The organism is Mycobacterium sp. pW045, from assembly GCF_041287085.1.
GTDB lineage: Bacteria > Actinomycetota > Actinomycetes > Mycobacteriales > Mycobacteriaceae > Mycobacterium > Mycobacterium algericum_A.
Genome location: NZ_JBGGKU010000007.1, coordinates 66,845 through 84,678, shown reverse-complemented (window position 1 = coordinate 84,678; position 17,834 = coordinate 66,845). Strand labels below are relative to the sequence as shown.

At 69.3% G+C, this 17,834-nt stretch carries 21 protein-coding genes, 1 pseudogene and 1 riboswitch; of the genes and pseudogenes, 11 read left to right on the top strand and 11 right to left on the bottom strand.

The genetic code is table 11. The annotated features are described in order from the left end of the window. Positions 1 to 36: 36 nt before the first annotated feature. From ACAG20_RS13085 to ACAG20_RS13070, 4 genes are read left to right on the top strand one after another with little or no spacing between them, the layout of a single operon-like run. Positions 37 to 234: a hypothetical protein gene (locus ACAG20_RS13085; RefSeq protein ID WP_041317158.1), complete on the top strand. Its 198-nt coding sequence runs from the start codon at positions 37 to 39 to the stop codon at positions 232 to 234. Positions 235 to 245: 11 nt separating this feature from the next. Beyond that, positions 246 to 719 carry a cyclic pyranopterin monophosphate synthase MoaC gene (gene moaC / locus ACAG20_RS13080; protein ID WP_370492823.1) on the top strand — a complete coding sequence of 158 codons (474 nt, stop codon included), beginning with the start codon at positions 246 to 248 and terminating at the stop codon, positions 717 to 719. Then, a complete protein-coding gene (locus ACAG20_RS13075; RefSeq protein WP_013827735.1) occupies positions 716 to 1,198 on the top strand; it encodes a molybdenum cofactor biosynthesis protein B in 483 nt (160 codons plus the stop codon). The genes moaC and ACAG20_RS13075 overlap by 4 nt, the downstream gene beginning before the upstream one ends. Beyond that, positions 1,195 to 1,632 (top strand): molybdenum cofactor biosynthesis protein MoaE, encoded by a 438-nt coding sequence (locus tag ACAG20_RS13070; RefSeq protein WP_370492822.1) that lies wholly within the window; start codon positions 1,195 to 1,197, stop codon positions 1,630 to 1,632. Before ACAG20_RS13075 ends, ACAG20_RS13070 begins: the two co-directional genes overlap by 4 nt. 60 nt (positions 1,633 to 1,692) lie before the next feature. On the opposite strand, the gene ACAG20_RS13065 is transcribed toward ACAG20_RS13070, so the two are convergent. From ACAG20_RS13065 to moaA, 3 genes are all read right to left on the bottom strand, one after another. Next, positions 1,693 to 2,697 carry a transglycosylase family protein gene (locus tag ACAG20_RS13065; protein WP_370492821.1) on the bottom strand — a complete coding sequence of 335 codons (1,005 nt, stop codon included), beginning with the start codon at positions 2,695 to 2,697 and terminating at the stop codon, positions 1,693 to 1,695. A gap of 9 nt (positions 2,698 to 2,706) precedes the next feature. After that, positions 2,707 to 2,889: riboswitch (cyclic di-AMP (ydaO/yuaA leader) on the bottom strand. A gap of 265 nt (positions 2,890 to 3,154) precedes the next feature. Then, positions 3,155 to 3,433 carry a MoaD/ThiS family protein gene (locus ACAG20_RS13060; protein ID WP_370492820.1) on the bottom strand — a complete coding sequence of 93 codons (279 nt, stop codon included), beginning with the start codon at positions 3,431 to 3,433 and terminating at the stop codon, positions 3,155 to 3,157. Between the two features lie 4 nt (positions 3,434 to 3,437). Beyond that, the gene (gene moaA / locus ACAG20_RS13055) at positions 3,438 to 4,574 is read right to left on the bottom strand and encodes a GTP 3',8-cyclase MoaA (RefSeq protein ID WP_370492819.1); all 1,137 of its coding nucleotides are present in this window, start codon (positions 4,572 to 4,574) and stop codon (positions 3,438 to 3,440) included. A gap of 217 nt (positions 4,575 to 4,791) precedes the next feature. Here moaA and ACAG20_RS13050 point away from each other — a divergent pair, with 217 nt between their 5' ends. Both ACAG20_RS13050 and ACAG20_RS13045 read left to right on the top strand, forming a co-directional pair. Next, positions 4,792 to 5,202 carry a cold-shock protein gene (locus ACAG20_RS13050; RefSeq protein WP_112683455.1) on the top strand — a complete coding sequence of 137 codons (411 nt, stop codon included), beginning with the start codon at positions 4,792 to 4,794 and terminating at the stop codon, positions 5,200 to 5,202. Positions 5,203 to 5,299: 97 nt separating this feature from the next. Then, entirely contained in the window at positions 5,300 to 7,240 is a 1,941-nt protein-coding gene (locus tag ACAG20_RS13045; protein ID WP_370492818.1) for an acyl-CoA dehydrogenase family protein, read from the top strand. Between the two features lie 5 nt (positions 7,241 to 7,245). On the opposite strand, the pseudogene ACAG20_RS13040 reads toward ACAG20_RS13045, so the two are convergent. After that, a pseudogene (locus tag ACAG20_RS13040) lies at positions 7,246 to 7,379 on the bottom strand (SRPBCC family protein); the annotation flags it as partial. Positions 7,380 to 7,444: 65 nt separating this feature from the next. On the opposite strand from ACAG20_RS13040, the gene ACAG20_RS13035 reads away from it, so the two are divergent. Further along, positions 7,445 to 8,449, top strand: coding sequence for a glutathione S-transferase family protein (locus tag ACAG20_RS13035; protein ID WP_370492817.1), 1,005 nt, complete (start codon positions 7,445 to 7,447; stop codon positions 8,447 to 8,449). A gap of 22 nt (positions 8,450 to 8,471) precedes the next feature. On the opposite strand, the gene ACAG20_RS13030 is transcribed toward ACAG20_RS13035, so the two are convergent. Beyond that, on the bottom strand, positions 8,472 to 8,981 hold the full coding sequence (locus ACAG20_RS13030) for a DUF2771 domain-containing protein (RefSeq protein WP_165824877.1): 510 nt from the start codon (positions 8,979 to 8,981) through the stop codon (positions 8,472 to 8,474). Between the two features lie 7 nt (positions 8,982 to 8,988). Then, entirely contained in the window at positions 8,989 to 10,575 is a 1,587-nt protein-coding gene (locus ACAG20_RS13025; protein ID WP_370492961.1) for an MFS transporter, read from the bottom strand. 221 nt (positions 10,576 to 10,796) lie between these two features. Between ACAG20_RS13025 and ACAG20_RS13020 the strand changes: the two genes are divergently transcribed. After that, a complete protein-coding gene (locus ACAG20_RS13020; protein WP_370492816.1) occupies positions 10,797 to 11,825 on the top strand; it encodes a DUF3027 domain-containing protein in 1,029 nt (342 codons plus the stop codon). Between the two features lie 244 nt (positions 11,826 to 12,069). Here ACAG20_RS13020 and ACAG20_RS13015 read toward each other — a convergent pair whose 3' ends face one another. The 3 genes from ACAG20_RS13015 to ACAG20_RS13005 are packed head-to-tail and all read right to left on the bottom strand — an operon-like array spanning position 12,070 to position 13,475. After that, positions 12,070 to 12,648, bottom strand: coding sequence for a hypothetical protein (locus tag ACAG20_RS13015; protein ID WP_370492815.1), 579 nt, complete (start codon positions 12,646 to 12,648; stop codon positions 12,070 to 12,072). A gap of 60 nt (positions 12,649 to 12,708) precedes the next feature. After that, positions 12,709 to 13,164 (bottom strand): SRPBCC family protein, encoded by a 456-nt coding sequence (locus tag ACAG20_RS13010; protein WP_370492814.1) that lies wholly within the window; start codon positions 13,162 to 13,164, stop codon positions 12,709 to 12,711. A gap of 29 nt (positions 13,165 to 13,193) precedes the next feature. Continuing rightward, on the bottom strand, positions 13,194 to 13,475 hold the full coding sequence (locus tag ACAG20_RS13005; RefSeq protein ID WP_112683449.1) for a DUF2530 domain-containing protein: 282 nt from the start codon (positions 13,473 to 13,475) through the stop codon (positions 13,194 to 13,196). A 39-nt stretch (positions 13,476 to 13,514) separates the two neighbouring features. Here ACAG20_RS13005 and ACAG20_RS13000 point away from each other — a divergent pair, with 39 nt between their 5' ends. Then, positions 13,515 to 14,342: an RNA methyltransferase gene (locus ACAG20_RS13000; protein WP_112683448.1), complete on the top strand. Its 828-nt coding sequence runs from the start codon at positions 13,515 to 13,517 to the stop codon at positions 14,340 to 14,342. Beyond that, positions 14,339 to 14,614, top strand: a complete 276-nt coding sequence (locus ACAG20_RS12995) for a DUF2537 domain-containing protein (RefSeq protein ID WP_112683447.1) — start codon at positions 14,339 to 14,341, stop codon at positions 14,612 to 14,614. The genes ACAG20_RS13000 and ACAG20_RS12995 overlap by 4 nt, the downstream gene beginning before the upstream one ends. Here the strand turns inward: ACAG20_RS12995 and sepH are convergent. After that, on the bottom strand, positions 14,605 to 15,381 hold the full coding sequence (gene sepH / locus ACAG20_RS12990) for a septation protein SepH (RefSeq protein WP_112683446.1): 777 nt from the start codon (positions 15,379 to 15,381) through the stop codon (positions 14,605 to 14,607). The two genes, ACAG20_RS12995 and sepH, sit on opposite strands and share 10 nt — an antisense overlap. A 101-nt stretch (positions 15,382 to 15,482) precedes the next feature. After that, complete coding sequence (gene serC, locus ACAG20_RS12985) at positions 15,483 to 16,601, bottom strand: phosphoserine transaminase (protein WP_370492813.1); 1,119 nt, start codon at positions 16,599 to 16,601, stop codon at positions 15,483 to 15,485. Positions 16,602 to 16,786: 185 nt separating this feature from the next. Between serC and ACAG20_RS12980 the strand changes: the two genes are divergently transcribed. After that, positions 16,787 to 17,827 carry a diiron oxygenase gene (locus ACAG20_RS12980; RefSeq protein ID WP_205868782.1) on the top strand — a complete coding sequence of 347 codons (1,041 nt, stop codon included), beginning with the start codon at positions 16,787 to 16,789 and terminating at the stop codon, positions 17,825 to 17,827. Positions 17,828 to 17,834: the final 7 nt, after the last annotated feature.

Genomic DNA, 17,834 nt, shown 5'->3' with positions numbered 1-17,834 from the left:
CCAACCGGTGAGCGTCGCCGATCGCGACCTGTCAGAATGGACGCCGTGGCTGCAAACCAGGACAAGAAGAATCGGTACGTCGACAACGGGTGGCCCGAGACCGACGGGGAACCCGCAGTGAGCGAGCTGCGCACCGACCGGGCCGGGGCCCTGTCGCCGTTCGGGAGCTTGGTCTTTCCGCTCCCGTCCGAGGAGCTGCCCTACCTGCATCCGGTCACCGTCGTCAACCGGTAGGCGAGGACGCCATGACCGGGCCGCTCTCACACCTCGACGAACGGGGCGCGGCCCACATGGTCGACGTCAGCGCCAAGGCGACCACCAAGCGTATTGCGGTAGCCGGCGGCGTGTTGCGCACCACCGCCGAAGTGGTGCAGCTGATCTCGGCCGGCGGGCTGCCCAAGGGTGACGCGCTGGCCACCGCCCGGGTGGCGGGAATCATGGCGGCCAAACGCACCAGCGACCTCATCCCGCTCTGTCACCAACTGGCCCTCACCGGAGTCGACGTCGACTTCACCATCGGTGAATCCCGGATCGACATCACCGCCGCGGTACGCACCACCGACCGCACCGGGGTCGAGATGGAGGCGCTGACCGCGGTGAGCGTGGCGGCACTGACCCTCTACGACATGATCAAGGCCGTCGATCGCGCCGCCGTGATCGACGACATCCGGGTGCTGAGCAAAGCCGGCGGCCGCACCGGATCCTGGGAACGCGGATGAGCGCCCGGACCGCCCACGTCATCATCGCCTCCACCCGTGCCTCGGCCGGCGTGTACACCGACCGCACCGGGCCGATCATCGCCGAGTGGCTGACGCAGCGCGGCTTCGCGCCGGCGCAACCGGAGGTGGTGCCCGACGGAGATGCCGTGGGCACCGCACTGCGGGCCGCGGTGGCAGCGCCGGTCGACCTGGTCATCACCTCCGGGGGGACCGGCATCTCGCCGACCGACGACACCCCGGCGCAGACGGCGGCGCTGCTCGACTACGAGATTCCCGGCCTGGCCGACGCGATCCGCCGGTCGGGGCTGCCGAAGGTGCCGACCGCGGTGTTGTCCCGCGGCGTGTGCGGGGTGGCCGGGCGGACGCTGATCGTCAATCTGCCCGGCTCTTCCGGTGGGGTGCGCGACGGGCTCGGGGTGCTCGCCGACGTGCTCGACCACGCCCTGGATCAACTCGCCGGCGGGGACCACGACCGATGACATCCACCGGCGTGCTGGTGCTGCGGGCAGCGGTCACCGAAGAGCCCATCGTGCTGAGCGAACACGAGGACCTGGTGGGCCACCGGTCCGCCGGCGCGATCGTCGGCTTCGTCGGCATGATCCGCGACCACGACCACGGCCGGCAGGTGCGGAGGCTGGAGTATTCCGCGCACCCGACGGCGCAACAGGTGATGGCCGAGGTGCTGGCCGAGGTCGCCGAACAGGCCCGCGGGATCCGCGCGGTGGCGGCCAGCCACCGGGTCGGCGTGCTGCACATCGGTGACGCCGCGCTGGTCGCCGCGGTGGCCGCTGATCATCGCCGGGAGGCGTTCGACGCCTGCGCGCGATTGGTCGACACCGTCAAGGAGCGGCTGCCGGTCTGGAAGCACCAGTTCTTCGACGACGGCACCGAGGAATGGGTCGGTTCGGCCTGACCGCCGCCGAGACGAAAAAGCGGGGCCGGTGTCATACCGGCCCCGCTTTCTCGTTACTGCTTAGACGACGACCCGGCTGGGCTGCTGCGCGAACGCGGCCAACGCGTCGTTGCCGCTGACGTTCTCCGCCCGGATGGCCTGCCACAACTGCTGGTGGAAGCCCACGGAGACCGCCTGCTGCTTGTCGCCCTCGGGGGCCGGGACGGCCTCATCGCCCGGCGCGGGGGCCTCGGGTGCCGGGGCCTCGGGCGCGGGGGCCTCGGGTGCCGGCGGCATCCACCACGGGGCCTCGGGAGCCGGCGGGACATCCTCGGCGATCGGGGCCGGGGCCTCGGGTGCCGGGGCCTCGGGTGCCGGAGCCTCCGGTGCCGGGGCCTCGGGCGCGGGGGCCTCGGGTGCCGGCGGCATCCACCAGGGGGCCTCGGGAGCCGGTGGGACGTCCTCGGCGATCGGTGCCGGGGCCTCGGGCGCGGGAGCTTCGGGCGCGGGGGCCTCCGGTGCGGGTGGCATCCAACCCGCGGGAGCCGCCGCAGGGGCGTCCTCGGCGGGGGGAGCCGGCTCGGGGGCCGGGGGAGCCCACCACGGTGCCGGCTCGGGGGCGGGCGGCGGAGCCATCGGGTTGTCCATGGCCACCGTCTCGCCGTTGGCGTCCGGGTGGTCGACGGGGGCGTCAGCAGGCGCCGCCGGAACGTCGCGCGGTGACGGGCCGGACAGGCCGCGACCGCAGACCGGCCAGGCGCCGCGTCCCTGGGTCGCCAGCACGTTCTCGGCGATCGCGATCTGCTGCTCGCGGCTGGCCTGGTGTGCGACCGGGGCGTACTTGCCGCCGCCGTTGCTGCTCCAGGTGCTCGGCGAGAACTGCAGGCCGCCGTGGTAACCGTTGCCGGTGTTGATGCCCCAATTGTTGCCGGACTCGCATCGGGCGACGCGGTCCCATTCGTCATCGGTGGCTGCGGCCGCGTGCCCGGCGAGGGCCAGGCTGCCGCCACCGATCACGGCGCCGGTGAAGGCGATCTTGGCGATGTTGACGTTCGACTGGGTGGGCTTGCGATGCCGTCCACTCATACGGTGGTGAATTCCTCTCTGTCTACGCCTGCGAGGTCAGCGTCGGGTTCGGGCTATCGCACCGCCCGGCCGTGACGTACCGCGGTACGTCGTGTGGCTTCACCCCGAGGGCCGGCGATGGCCCCGGTCCGCTCGCGGCGGACCCTGTGGGTCCCCCGCCTCCATCCATCAGGTATTCGGGGTTTCCCCGCCCGCTGGATGGAGCTCGGCGCTACGAGAGGGGAAAAGGCGGATCGACCGGAAGACTTTCGATACACCCGGGGATGTACCGTAACGGGTCTTACGGGCAACGTCACGTTTAGGGCTCCCGGGTGTTTTCACTGCTGGTTCTTCTCAAAACACCAGGAAGCCGCGGCATTTGCGCAGGTCAGAGCGCCCGCTATCAAGCCGTTGTCGCTCTGTTATCGATTCGTTATGTGACGTAGATCATGTTTCAGTTCGGGCGAGCCGGCAGCCGTCATCCGCCCGCGAACGGGGGCAGGACGTCGATCGTCTCGCCTGGCTGCAGCGCTGCCGCGTGGTCTCGCACCGCGATCCCGTCGCGCAGGTAGGAGCATCGGTCCAGCACCGTCGCCAGCCGCTCGTTGCGGCCGGCGAGGGTCTCGGTGAGTTCGGCCACACCGGCCCCGGCGGGCACGCTGACGGTCTCGGAGTCGGTTCCCGCGGCCGCGCGCGCCGCGGCGAAGTAGCGGACCGTTACGGCGACTGCGGTGGTGTCGCTCACCTGATGGGTCATGAGTTCAGCCTCCTATAGCACTCATCGGCCGGTCCGGCTGGATGAAATCCGGATCGTTGATGCCGTGTCCGGCCTTCTTGGACCACATTGCGGCACGCCACGCCTGCTCGATGGCGTCGTCGTCGGAGCCGTCCCGCAGCAGCGCCCGCAGATCGGACTCCTCGGCGGCGAACAGGCAGTTGCGGATCTGCCCGTCGGCGGTGAGTCGGGTCCGGTCGCAGTCCCCGCAGAACGGGCGCGACACCGAGGCGATGATGCCGAAGCTGCCGGCCGGATTGTCCGGGCCCTCGTCGACCAGCCACACTTCGGCCGGCGCCGAACCGCGCGGTTTCGGATCCGGGCGCAACGCGAACTGCGCCTGCACCAGCTCCAGCAGCTGCTCGACACCGAGGCCGGCGTCGCGGCTCCAGTTGTGGTCGGCGTCCAGCGGCATCATCTCGATGACCCGCAGTTGGTAGCCGTGCTGCAGGCAGAAGCGCAGCAGGTTGACGATGTCCTCGCCGGTGATCTTGGGATCGAGCACGGCGTTGACCTTGATCGGGGCCATGCCGGCCTGCGCGGCGGCCGCCAGGCCGTCGAGCACATCGGGCAGCCGATCCCGCCGGGTGATCTCGGCGAAGTGGGCGCGGTCGACGGTGTCCAGTGACACGTTGATCCGGTCGAGCCCGGCGGCCACCAGGGCGCCGGCCCGTCGTGCCAGTCCCAGCCCGTTGGTGGTCAGTGCGATCTCGGGACGCGGCCGCAGGCCGGCGGCGGCGGCGATCACCCCTTCGAGGTGGCGGGCCAGCAGCGGCTCGCCGCCGGTGAACCGGATATCGGTGATGCCCAGCCGGGTGACACCGATGCGCATCAGCCGGATCAGCTCATCGTCCTGCAGCAGGTGTTGGCTCGGAATCCAGTCCAGGCCTTCGGCCGGCATGCAGTAGGTGCAGCGCAGGTTGCACCGGTCGGTCAGGGATATCCGCAGGTCAGTGTGCACCCGGCCGAACGTGTCGACCAACGGCCCGGAGGTCGGCATCTGCTCGGCGATGGCCCGCTCCACCGCTGCGTGGAAGGCCTGCCGTGCGGCCTTCTTGTCCGCCGCACCGGCAGCGTCCACCTGCGGTGGTGGGGTCTGCCGACCCCGTTGCCTCAACGTCATATGCGTATCCGATTCGGTCGGCCGGCCGGAGAGCGTCCCGATCGCGGTCAACGTCCGACGCACATCTTCTCCAGCGGCTCCCCCAGCTTACCGAGGAAACCGGGGTGCTCCGCGGGCCGCCATCCGAGTAGGATCACCAGGTGACGCGTCCTGCGAAGGCGGGACGCTTCATTTTTGTCCTCCCAGTACGTGATCAGTAAGACAGCAGGTGAGACCAGTGCCTACCGGCAAGGTGAAGTGGTACGACGCCGCGAAGGGCTTCGGCTTCTTGTCCCAGGAGGAAGGCGAGGACGTCTATGTTCGTGCCTCGGCTCTTCCGGACGGCGTGGAGGGTCTCAAGGCGGGCCAACGGGTGGAGTTCGGCGTCGCCGCCGGCCGTCGCGGACCGCAGGCGCTGACCGTCACGCTGATCGATCCGCCGCCGAGCCTGAGCCGCAACCGCCGGGAGGCGGCGCCGGCCGGGCACAAGCACAGCCCCGACGAGCTGCACGGCATGGTCGAGGACATGATCACCCTGCTCGAAGGCACCGTGCAGCCCGAACTGCGTAAGGGCAAATACCCCGACCGCAAGACCGCCCGGCAGATCTCTGAGGTGGTCAAGGCCGTGGCCCGCGAGCTCGACGCCTAGCCAAGGCCGGCACCGAGGTGTAACGGTCGGCCCGATCGGGGAACACCGGTTTGATAATCGCTCGACGACGAGCGCCGTCAAAACCGGGAGGTGCCCAATGGCACAACAGGTCACCGAGGAGCAAGCCAGGGCCGTCGCGGAGGAATCCCGCGAAAGTGGTTGGGATAAACCGTCCTTCGCCAAGGGGCTATTTTTGGGACGCTTCCCGCTTGAGCTGATTCACCCGTTTCCCCGGCCGTCGGATGACGACGCCGCGCGCACCGAGGAATTCCTGGGCAGGCTGCGGGAGTTCCTCGAAACCGTCGATGCCGCCGTCATCGAACGTGACGCCCGGATTCCGGACGAATACGTCAAAGGTCTGGCCGAGCTCGGCTGTTTCGGGCTGAAGATCCCGGGCGAGTATGGCGGTCTGGGCATGTCGCAGGTCGCCTACAACCGGGCGCTGGTGATGGTGTCCAGTGTGCATCCCAGCCTGGGGGCGCTGCTGAGCGCGCACCAGTCGATCGGGGTGCCTGAGCCGCTCAAACTGGCCGGAACCGAGGAACAGAAGAAGAAGTTCCTGCCGCGCTGTGCGGCGGGGGCGATCTCGGCGTTTCTGCTCACCGAACCGGATGTGGGTTCGGATCCGGCGCGGCTGGCCTCGACCGCGACACCGATCGAGGACGGCGCCGCTTACGAACTGGAGGGCGTGAAGCTCTGGACCACCAACGGCGTCGTCGCCGACCTGTTGGTGGTGATGGCCCGGGTGCCCAAGGCCGACGGGCACCGCGGCGGGGTCAGCGCCTTCGTGGTGGAAGCCGACTCACCCGGGATCACCGTCGAACGCCGCAACGCGTTCATGGGGCTGCGGGGCATCGAGAACGGAGTGACCCGGCTGCATGCGGTACGGGTGCCCGCAGAGAACCTGATCGGGGGCGAGGGCGACGGCCTGAAGATCGCGTTGACCACCCTCAACGCCGGGCGGCTGGCGATCCCTGCGATGGCCACCGGATCGGCGAAGTGGTCGCTGAAGATCGCCCGGGAGTGGTCCCGGGAGCGGGTGCAGTGGGGCAAGCCGGTCGGCGAGCACGAGGCCGTGGCCAAGAAGATCGCGTTCATCGCCGCCACCGGATACGCGCTGGAGGCGGTGTTGGAGCTGTCGGGTCAGATGGCCGACGAAGGCCGCAATGACATCCGGATCGAGGCCGCGCTGGCCAAGCTGTGGTCCAGCGAGATGGCCTGTGTCATCGCCGATGAGTTGCTGCAGATCCGCGGCGGCCGCGGTTATGAGACCGCGGAGTCACTGGCCGCCCGCGGGGAGCGTGCGGTACCGGTGGAACAACTGGTGCGCGACCTGCGGATCAACCGCATCTTCGAAGGCTCCAGTGAGATCATGCGGCTGCTGATCGCGCGCGAGGCGGTCGACCCGCACCTGAGCGCCGCCGGCGAGCTCGCGAATCCCAAAGCCGATCTGCGGCAAAAGGCTCAATCGGCCGCCGGAGCCAGCGGATTCTATTCGAAGTGGTTGCCGCAGTTGGTTTTCGGCGAAGGTCAGCGTCCCACTGGTTACCGCGAGTTCGGCCGGTTGGCGGCGCATCTGCGCTTTGTCGAACGGCACTCGCGCAAGCTGGCGCGCAATACGTTCTACGGCACGGCGCGCTGGCAGGCTGGCTTGGAGAAGAAGCAGGGCTTTTTGGGCCGCGTCGTCGACATCGGCGCGGAGCTGTTCGCGATGGCAGCGGTGTGCGTGCACGCAGAAGCGCAACGGGTGGCTGATCCCGCCGAAGGGCAGCAGGCCTACCAGCTTGCCGACGCGTTCTGTCAGCAGTCGCGGCTGCGGGTCGAGGCGCTGTTCGCCGCGCTGTGGACCAACACCGACGACACCGACGCCGCGCTGGCCCGCGCAGTGCTCGAGGACCGCTATACCTGGCTGGAAGACGGCATTCTCGACCCCTCGGAGGGCACCGGGCCGTGGATCGCGCACTGGGAGCCGGGCGCCTCGGACGAGCCCGATCTGGCCCGGCGCTTCGCGGTCGGCTCTGCTGTGCAGCAAAGCTGAGGTCACCCTCGAAACCGGGCGCCGACGACCGGCCCCGTCGCGCCACCAAACCATTCCGCTTCGAAGGCTCCGGGCTGAACCGGCCGATCTGCGTCACACCGGTGATCACCGACCACACCGTGCCCGCCGGGGCGTCCATCTGGACGGTTGCCGAGCCTCGCGTTCCCCGAGCGTAGGCGGCGCGGGGCTGGCACGCTGGTGACCATGGCCTCCTATGTTGCTGCCGGTGGCGAATTCAACCGCGACACCGACTACATCACCACCCGGATCACCGCCGACGGCCGCGACGGGTACCCCGTCGAGCCGGGCCGCTACCGGCTGATCGTGGCGCGGGCCTGCCCGTGGGCCAATCGCACCATCATCGTGCGGCGGCTGCTCGGACTGGAAAGTGCCATCTCCATCGGGTTCTGCGGGCCCACGCACGATCAGCGCAGCTGGACGTTCGATCTTGACCCCGGCGGCGTCGACCCGGTGTTGCAGATCCCGCGGCTGGCCGATGCGTACTTCAAGCGGTTTCCGGACTACCCGAAGGGCATCACGGTGCCCGCGATCGTCGACGTGCCCACCGGTGCGGTGGTGACCAACGACTTCGCCCAGATCACGCTGGATTTCTCCACCGAGTGGACGGCCTACCATCGCGACGGTGCCCCACAGCTGTATCCCGCACCGCTGCGCGCCGAGATCGACGAGGTGTCCAAACGGATCTACACCGAGATCAACAACGGCGTCTACCGGTGCGGCTTCGCCGGCAGCCAGGAGGCCTACAGCGGCGCCTATGACCGGTTGTTCACCGCACTGGACTGGGTCAGCGAACGCCTGGCGGATCAGCGCTACCTGGTGGGCGACACCATCACCGAGGCCGACGTGCGGCTGTTCACCACCCTGGCGCGGTTCGATCCGGTCTATCACGGGCACTTCAAATGCAACCGGCAGAAGCTGTCCGAGATGCCGGTGCTGTGGGCCTACGCGCGAGACCTGTTCCAGACGCCCGGGTTCGGCGACACCATCGACTTCGTGCAGATCAAACAGCACTACTACATCGTGCATGCCGACATCAATCCCTCCGGGATCGTCCCCGACGGCCCGGACCTGGCGAATTGGCTGTCACCCCACGGCCGAGAAGCCCTGGGCGGCAGGCCATTCGGCGACGGGACCCCGCCGGGGCCGGTGCCGGACTCCGAGCGGGTGACCGTCGGGCACGGCGCTTAACCGGGCGCAGCGGGCCGCGCCGTCAATCCTGCCGTTGATCCCGCCACTGCAGCCCGACCGCCCATTCGGCGTGCGGCACCGCAAACTTCTCGTCGGTGTCACGATCGACGACCAGGGTGAGCAACTGCACCACCAGACCGCGTAGCGGTCCGCGGTGCGGGTCGACGGTGGGGATGGTGACCGCCAGGGTGCTGCCCGGCTGATACATCTTGCCGGTGGCGTCGGCCGGATCGTCGTAGAGCCGCAGCAGCCGCCACGGTGCCCGCCCGATGACCGTGTCGACCGACAGTTGCACCGGATTGCGTTCGTCGACCGCGAGCGTGCCCTGCGTCTCGGTCAGCACGCACTCGTTGAGGTCGAGCACATCGCAGAACATGTAGGGCCCGGCGTGGGTGACGCGCCCGTTGGAGTAGGCGCTGATCTGCGGCGGCGTCGGCTCGCCGCCGCGGGTGAACCACCAGGTGGCGAACCCGGCCAGCGCCGCCGTGGCCACCACCAGCACCGTCACCAACACGGTCGTCAGACGTTTCACCTGCTCATCACCCCTGTCTCACCGAATCCCGGCGGGCGCCGCCCTGTTCGATCAGCACCGGACGGTTGCCCCCCAGGCCGGGGATCAACGAATCGCCGTGGAAGGAAAGGATGGTCTGGGCCAGGCCCGGGATCAGCAGTGCGGAAATCGCGGTGAAGCCCACCCACAGGTCGGTGTATACCAGCACCCCCAGCGCACCGCCGAGCACCCAGCACAGCTGCAGGGTGGACTCCGTGCGGCCGAACGCCGAGGCCCGCGACTCCTCGGGCAGATCGTCCTGCAGCGCGGCGTCCAGCGATGCCTTGGCCACCGCGCTGGCGCCGGAGGTGACCAGGGCGGCTACCGCCGCCATCACCAGGGTTCCGGCCACCGCGGCCGCCAGCGCGACAGCGGTCACCGCCATGGTGCAGCGCACCACCAGCACCGCGGGGCGGCCCAGTTGCAGCCGGGCGCTGGCGAAGTTGCCGGCGAAGTTACCCACCCCGGCGGCCGCGCCGATCAGCCCCAGAATGCCCAGCTGCACCCAGCCGTCGGCGTCGTGCTGCTTGGCCACGAAAGCCGGGTACAGGAACAGGAAACCGACCATGGCCTTGATGGTGCAGTTGCCCCAGAGGGCGGCGATGATGTTGCGCCCCAGCGGTTGGCGCAGCGGCTGGCTCAGCGCCCCACCGGCTCGCCGGACCTGCTCCGGCCAGCTGCGGGGCCGTTCGTCGAGGCGGTAGCTCAAGGTGGTCGGAATCTCACCGGTGGTCACCTCGACCCACCGCGGGATCCGCATGGACAGTGCCGCCCCGGCCACCGACACCGCGACGAGCACCAACAGCGCCCCCGGTAGCTGCAGTAGCCGGGTGAAGACGTACTCGGCACCCGCGGCGATGCCGCCGCCGACGATCGTTCCACCGAGCAGCCCGAACATCGTCAGCCGGGAATTGACTCGCACCAGATCGATCGATGGCGGCATCACTCGGGGGGTCACCGCACTGCGCAGCACCGTGAACGATTTCGACAGCACCATCATGGCCAGCGCACACGGGTAGAGCACCCAGGATCCGAAGGTGCCCGCGACGCCGTCGTAGTTACCGATGAGCACCAGGGCCAGGGCGGTGCGCAACCCGAAGGACATCGCGAGCGCCGCGCGCCTGCCGTGCTGCAGGCGGTCCAGCGCGGGACCGATCAGCGGCGCCACCACCGCGAACGGTGCGATCGTCACCAGGAGGTAGAGCGCCACCCTCCCCTTGCTCTCCCCGGCGGCCGCGGCGAAGAACAAGGTGTTGGCCAGCGCCACCGCCATCGCCGCGTCCACCGCGAAGTTGGCCACCACCGGCCACGTCAGCGCGGTCAGCCCGGATTTGTCGGCGCCGTCGGCGGTGGCGGCGCGTTGCACCAGCCCGTACATCCGAGACCCCATTTCGCGGCTGCGGGCCGCGGCGGCCCGGGTCACCGTGACGCGGTCGGCGGTACCGGGATCGTCGGACGGGCGCTGCCGGCGCGGCGCCTCGGTGGTGTCATGCAGCGGCGGCAGGTAGCGGTTGGCGCTGGGCATCGGGTTGCGCTGCCGTCGGCCACCGGCGCTGTCGCTGGGGTAATTGGCCATGCCGGGGTGCTCGCCGGCCGAGCCGCCGCGGTGCCCCCGGCCGGTGGCCGAAATCGGGCGGCGACGCCGGCCCGGGTCGGGGAGATCACGCCGCCGTGCAGACACACGTCGATTCTTCCCTATCATCGCCGCCCGGCCGCGCAGGCCGCGATCGTGCCTGCCTGTGGCTGAGCAGGCCGCGCTGCGGCAGTATAGGGGCGTAATTGAACGGAAGGACCCCCGTGACGTCTCCCGGCACAGATTCAGCCAGCGCGGCCATCGCGGTGCCCGCGGTGCTGGCCGCGGCCGTCGACGAGGCCCGCGCGGCCGTCGTCGAGTTCAGCGGCGCCGACACCGTCGGTGAGCACTTGGGCGTCGACTACGAGGACGCGACCGCCGCCACCCACCGGTTCGGCGCCGTGCTGCCCGGTTATCAGGGCTGGCAGTGGGCCGTCGTGGTGGCCGCCGTCCCGGGCGCAGCGCACTCCACGGTCAGCGAGGTGGTGCTGGTTCCGGGTCCCGGCGCGCTGTTGTCGCCGGAATGGGTGCCGTGGGATCAGCGGGTGCGCCCCGGTGACCTGGGTCCGGGAGATCTGCTGGCGCCGGCGGCCGACGATCCGCGACTGGTGCCGGGCTACACCTCCAGTGGCGATCCGGACCTCGACGAGGTGGCCGGCGAGCTCGGCCTGGGCCGGCGCTGGCTGTTGAGCCCGCTGGGTCGCGCCGAGGCGGCGCAACGCTGGCACGACGGCGACTACGGGCCGGATTCGGCGATGGCGCGCTCGACCAAGCGGGTCTGCCGAGACTGCGGCTTCTATCTGCCGCTTGCCGGTGTGCTCGGCACCGGGTTCGGGGTATGCGGCAATGAGATGTCCGCGGACGGCCGGGTCGTCGACAACGAGTACGGCTGCGGCGCCCACAGTGACACCCCGGCACCGGCGGGCACCGGCTCCCCGGTCCACGACCCCTACGACGACGGGGTGTTCGAGATCGTCGACGACGCCGAGGGTGCTGATGATGCCGAGGGTGCCGACGATGCCGAGGGTGCCGACGATGCCGAGGGTGCCGACGACGCTGAGGCCACCGCGGCCCCGCCCGCTGAGGCACCGGCCGAACCGGCCGACGCACCGGCCGAACCCGCCGAAGCCATCGTCGAGACTGAAGTGGCGCGGAAACCGCTCGTCACCGAATCGGACGTCACCGAATCGGACGCCGCCGTCGAGACGGCTGCTGAACTCCCCGCTGGACCGGGGGAGCCGGAGGCTACCTAAGCCCACCGCTAGTGCTGCTACCTGAGTCGTGCACGACGGTGCATTTCCTTGATTGCAGCCCAATCCACCTGTGGCCGCTGGAGTCCTCGCCTTGCCAGATAGCGGATTCCCGCCGCGCGGTTAGTCCTGGCGGCCCGCCAGAACATGACCATCATGCGGGATGGTGGTGTAAAGGCGGAGCTGATGAAAGCCCAGTCGTCGCCGCGGCGTTCACCCCTAGCGAGGCCGATTGCCAACCAGTCCTCTAACCGAAGTTGAACAGGTACTCGCCCGGAAGCACGAAGAGCATGTTGAAGGCCGTATTGACTACCGCACCCGGTAGCCCGAGCGCGTAGTTGACGATGTCCTGCGGAATGCTGAACGCCTGACTGAACGCCATCCCGAAGTCGAGGTTGATCAGGCTGGTGATCAGGTTCTCGAAGTCGTTGAACAACGTTATGGGCAGGCTGATCACGCGGTTGAACAGTCCTACCGCGGCTGCCACCTCCGCGTTGAACAGGCCGACGATGTCGAACGCATCGGCGGAGCCGGGAACGTCGAGGGCATCGGCGGCCCCGGGCAGCACATTGAACACGTCGACATCACCGGGGACGTCGGATCCACCTGCAACGCTGGAGATGTCGAAAGGCGCGAGCCCGGCGAGGGCGTCGAAGCTGTCAACGACTGCGCTGGTGGCCAGCGCCACCTCGGTCGACACCGCGGACAGGGCGCGCGTGCTGATTTCGGGTGACGTGGCCACCGGGGTCAGACCGGCGGCCAGCAGCACCGCGGTGGCTGCGACGCCGCTCAGCATCCCAAGGCTGGAACTCGCACTTCCCACCATGTCCGGGGCTCCCTCCAGTTTCGCCGGTGACGATGGACGTTACCCCACTTGCGGGGCGCTTCAGCGGTTTTCGGCGGCCGCCTTGATCCGCTGCAAGGAGGCGTTCATGCCGTCGAGCAACTCCTGCTCGAAGCTCTCGACCCCACCCATGAACTTGTTCGTCAGAAACGTCGAGACCCCGGTGATCCCGTCGTCGGCGTGGCGGCTCTCGGTGACCCGGGTTCCCTCGGCGGTCGGCTCGAGTTCGTAACTCCACACGCTGTGGTTCTCGGTGACCCGGAAGGCCAGTTTGCGCTCCGGGACGTACTCGGTGATGACGGAGCTGGTGGGCCAGAACATCCGGCCCCGCCGGTTGAAGTTGAGGGTGCGGGTGCCCGGCCGCACCGCGCCCAGCGGTCTCATCCACCGGCACTGCGGGCTCCACTCCGGCATCCGCCGGAAGTCGGAGATCAAGTTCCAGACCTCGGTGACCGGCGCGTTGATGTCGATCTCAGCCTTGAGCAGCGGAGCTGCCATCTCGTTCCTCCTTGAATCGGCCGCAACTTCTATTCGTGTTCCAGTCCAGTCTGGGCGCCGCGCGCGCCGCGCCGCGCCGCGGCGCGCTGCACCAGAAAGATCGTGGTGCCCAGTGCACCGACCCCCAGCCCGGCCACACTCACCGGCCGCCACGACTCCAGTGCCGGAATCGCGAACGCCGCGATGGTCGCGCAACCGAAGCCGGCCACCCCGGCGCCGATCACCGGCCATGCCCGCAGCAGGGCGGGCGGCAACGGCGGCGGCTCGGGAGAGGGCTCCGTCGCAGGCGCGGGGGTCGGCTGGGGGGTCATCGCCGTTGACGTTAGCGCCTCGCCGGTAATGTTCGGCCGGTGGCCAGGGTCCTCGACGTCGTGGATATCGATGATCCGCGCGATTCCCGGCTGGACGATTTCCGCGATTTGAACAGTGTCGACCGCCGCCCGGACCTGCCCACGGGTAAAGGGCTGGTGATCGCCGAAGGTGTGCTGGTGGTGCGGCGGATGCTCGTCTCGCGGTACTCGCCGCGGGCGCTGCTGGGCACCGACCGCCGGCTGGCGGAGTTGGCGGATGATCTGGCCGTTGTGCCCGACGTGCCCTACTACCGGGTGAGCCCGGAGGTGATGGCCGAGGTCGTCGGATTTCACCTCAACCGTGGTGTGCTGGCCGCTGCGTCGCGGGTGCCCGAGCCGACGGTGACCGATCTGGTCGCCGGTGCTCGCACCATCGCGGTGCTCGAAGGCGTCAACGACCACGAGAACCTGGGCTCGATTTTCCGCAACGGCGCCGGCCTCGGAGTGGATGCGGTGATCTTCGGCAGCGGCTGCGCCGATCCGTTGTACCGGCGCGCAGTGCGGGTGTCGATGGGGCACGCCCTGCTGGTCCCGTTCGCCCGTTCGGCGCACTGGCCGGCCGATCTGGCCATGCTGCGTGATCGCGGGTTTCGGCTGTTGGCCATGACACCGGATCCGCGGGCCGACGCGCTGTCGACGGCCATGGCGAAGGTGCAGGACGACCCGGTGGCGGTGCTGGTCGGCGCGGAGGGGCCGGGCCTGTCGGAGCAGGCCATGCGGGCCAGTGACCTGCGAGTGCGCATCCCGATGTCGCGTGGCACCGACTCCCTCAACGTGGCGACGGCGGCGGCGCTGGCGTTTTACGAGCGCACTAGGCTGCCGGCATGACGCCCAGCCAGACCACGCCGTGGGCGACGGGGTTGACCGTGGCGGCGTTCGTCGCGGCGGTGTCGGGGACTGCGATCGCGGTGCTGAGCCTGGGGCTGATCCGGGTGCACCTGGCGGTGGCCGTCGTCCTCAACCTGGTCGCGGTGGGCGGACTGGCGCCCACGGTGTGGGGCTGGCGACGCACCCCGGTGCTGCGCTGGTTCGCGCTGGGCGCCGGCCTTGGCGTGGCTGGGGCGTGGCTGGTGCTGCTGGTGCTGGTTGCTCAGCGTTGACCGCTTGAGCGCACCCCGAGCAGTACGTCCTCCCAACCCGGGACCGGCGGCTTGCTGCGCCGGGCCCGGGGCGCCGGGCGCTGATGTGACGGCTGCTCGTCGACCGCCGGCGGGGTTGCGGGCTCCTCGAAGTCCAGTTCGGCGACCGGGGCGACCGGCCGCAGCGGACGGTCGAAGTCCGGGTCGATGAGCTCCATCGCCGGATCATCGAGGGCCGTCACCGTCCCGCCGTGCGCGCCGGGGGCGAACCAGAAGTGGGCGACGTTGTCCGAACGGCCCGCCTTCCAGGCCAGCTGAACCGTCCAGCGTCCGTCGTCGTTGCGCCAGGCGTCCCAGCTGCTCTGATCGGGGTTGAGGCCGCGGCTCATCAGCGCGCTGGTGACGACCTCGAGCAGGGTCGGCACGGCCGGTCCGTCGGCCAGCACCGGGTGGGCGGCGGTGGCCAGTTCCGCGGCTCGGGAGCGCTCCAGCAGCACCGGGTGGGCGAACCGCTCCACCCGGGAGACGTCGACGCCGGCCGCTGCGGCCACCTGCTCGACCGACGCACCGGCGCGGATGCGGGCCTGGATGTCCTTCGGGCGCAGCATGCTCATACCCAGGTCGATCTGGGTCTGCCCCACCCGGTTGCCCTCGCCGCGGACGGCGCCGCGCAGCCGGTCGTCGATCCGCACCCGGAACATCTCGGTGCTGTCATCGTCGTCGCCGACACTCTCGCAGATGATGTGCTTGCCGTCGGCGTCGAGGCCGATCGCCCTTAGTTCCCGCATGACTTCTCCTTGCGCAGGCCCGGTTAGCTGCGGACTTTAGTGCAGTGAGCCGCCCGGACGGCGGTGACACGCTGGGGTTATAACGACTTGATCACGAGAGGTCAGAGCCGCTCCACGACCCAGTCCACGCACTGGGTCAGCGCGCTGACGTCGTCGGGATCGACCGCCGGGAACATCGCCACCCGCAACTGGTTGCGGCCCAGTTTGCGGTAGGGCTCGGTGTCGACGATGCCATTGGCCCGCAGCGCCGCCGCCACCGCTGCCGCGTCGACGTCGTCGGTGAAGTCGATGGTGCCCACCACCTGAGACCGCAACGCCGGGTCGGCGACGAACGGGGTGGTGAACGGCCGGGACTCCGCCCAGGAGTACAGCCGCTGCGACGAATCCGCGGTGCGCTTCACCGCCCAATCCAACCCGCCGTTGCCCAGCAGCCAGTCCAGCTGCTCGGCCAGCAGCGCCAGCGTGGCGATCGCAGGGGTGTTGTAGGTCTGGTTCTTCGAGCTGTTGTCCACCGCGATCGGCAAGGACAGGAATTCCGGCACCCAGCGGCCAGAGCCGGCGATCGCCTCGATGCGCGCCAGCGCGGCCGGGCTCATGATCGCCAGCCACAGCCCGCCGTCGGAGGCGAAGTTCTTCTGCGGCGCGAAGTAGTAGGCGTCGGTCTCGGTGATGTCGACCGGCAGACCGCCCGCGCCGGAGGTCGCGTCGATCACGATCAGTGCCTCGCCGGCGCCCTCGGGCCGGCGCACCGGTACCGCCACGCCGGTCGAGGTCTCGTTGTGCGCCCAGGCGATCACGTCGACAGACGGGTCGGATGTCGGCTCCGGGGCGCTGCCGGGCTCGGCCTTGATGATGATCGGGTCGCCCACGAACGGGTTCTTGGCCACCGCCGAGGCGAATTTCGCGCTGAACTCGCCGTAGGTCAGGTGCAAGGAGCGCTGGTCGATCAGCCCGAACGCCGCGGCGTCCCAGAACGCGGTGGAGCCGCCGTTGCCCAGTACCACCTCGTAGCCGTCGGGCACCGAGAACAGCTCGCGCAGACCGCTGCGGACCCGGCCGACCAGGTTCTTGACCGGCGCCTGCCGGTGCGAGGTGCCGAACAGTGGCGCCGCGGTGGTGACCAGCGCGTTCAGCTGCTCCGGCCGGACCTTGGAGGGTCCGCAGCCAAACCGTCCGTCGGCGGGCTTCATGTTGTCCGGGATCGTGAGCTGCTCAGCCATGGGCTCTAGCGTAGACAGCGTCCGGCGGAGGTCTGCACAGCAGGTTTCGTGTGACATAAATCACATGAGGCGCTTGACACCCGTCACGGCCACAACGGGTATTCAAGCTCTGGACGGTACCCGATACCTGCGGTACCGTTGTACATACGAAGCCCAAATGTAAAACATCAGTGGGGGTGTTCCCGATGGCTCAGAAGACGGCTCAGAAGCCGGCGCGAACCGGCATCGTGCGGCGCTGGCGCGCCAACATGGAGGTCACCGACGACGCCGCCTACGTCGACATGCTCAACACGCTGTCGGAAGGCTCGGTGCGGCGCCACTTCAACCCGTACCTGGACATCGACTGGGACAGCCCGGAATTCAAGGTGTTCGAGAATGACCCGCGGTGGATCCTGCCGGCCACCGACCCGCTGGGTAAGCACGCCTGGTACCAGGCGCAGCCCGAGGAACGCCAGATCAAGATCGGGATGTGGCGTCAGGCCAACGTCGCCAAGGTGGGCCTGCACTTCGAGTCCATCCTGATCCGCGGCCTGCTCAACTACGCGTTCTGGGTGCCCAACGGCTCACCGGAGTACCGGTACTGCCTGCACGAGTCGGTCGAGGAGTGCAACCACACCCTGATGTTCCAGGAGATGGTGAACCACATCGGCGCCGACGTGCCCGGCATGCCGCGGTTCCTCAAGTGGCTGGCGGCGTTCATTCCGCTGGTCGCCGGCCCGCTGCCGATCCCGTTCTGGTTCGGCATCCTCGCCGGTGAGGAGCCCATCGACCACATTCAGAAGGACATCCTGCGCGAGGGCAAGACGCTGCACCCGATCATGGAGAAGGTGATGGCGATCCACGTCGCCGAGGAGGCGCGGCACATCTCGTTCGCGCACGAATACCTCAACAAGCGTGTCCCGAACCTGCCGCGCCGCAAGCGGTTCTGGCTGTCGCTGTTCGTGCCGGTCACCATGCGGGTGCTGTGTTCGGCAATCGTCGTTCCGCCGAAGGAGTTCTGGCAGGAGTTCGACATTCCGCGTTCGGTGCGCAAGGACGTCTTCTTCGGGTCGGCCGACGCGCGGCGGATGCTGCAGGATATGTTCGCCGACGTGCGAATGCTCTGCCACGACACCGGGCTGATGAACCCGGTCGCCAAGCTGATCTGGCGGATGTGTCGGATCAACGGGGCGCCGTCGCGCTTCCGGGCCCAGCCGCAGCGCGCGCACCTGTCGCGCGTCGCATAGGTCAGCG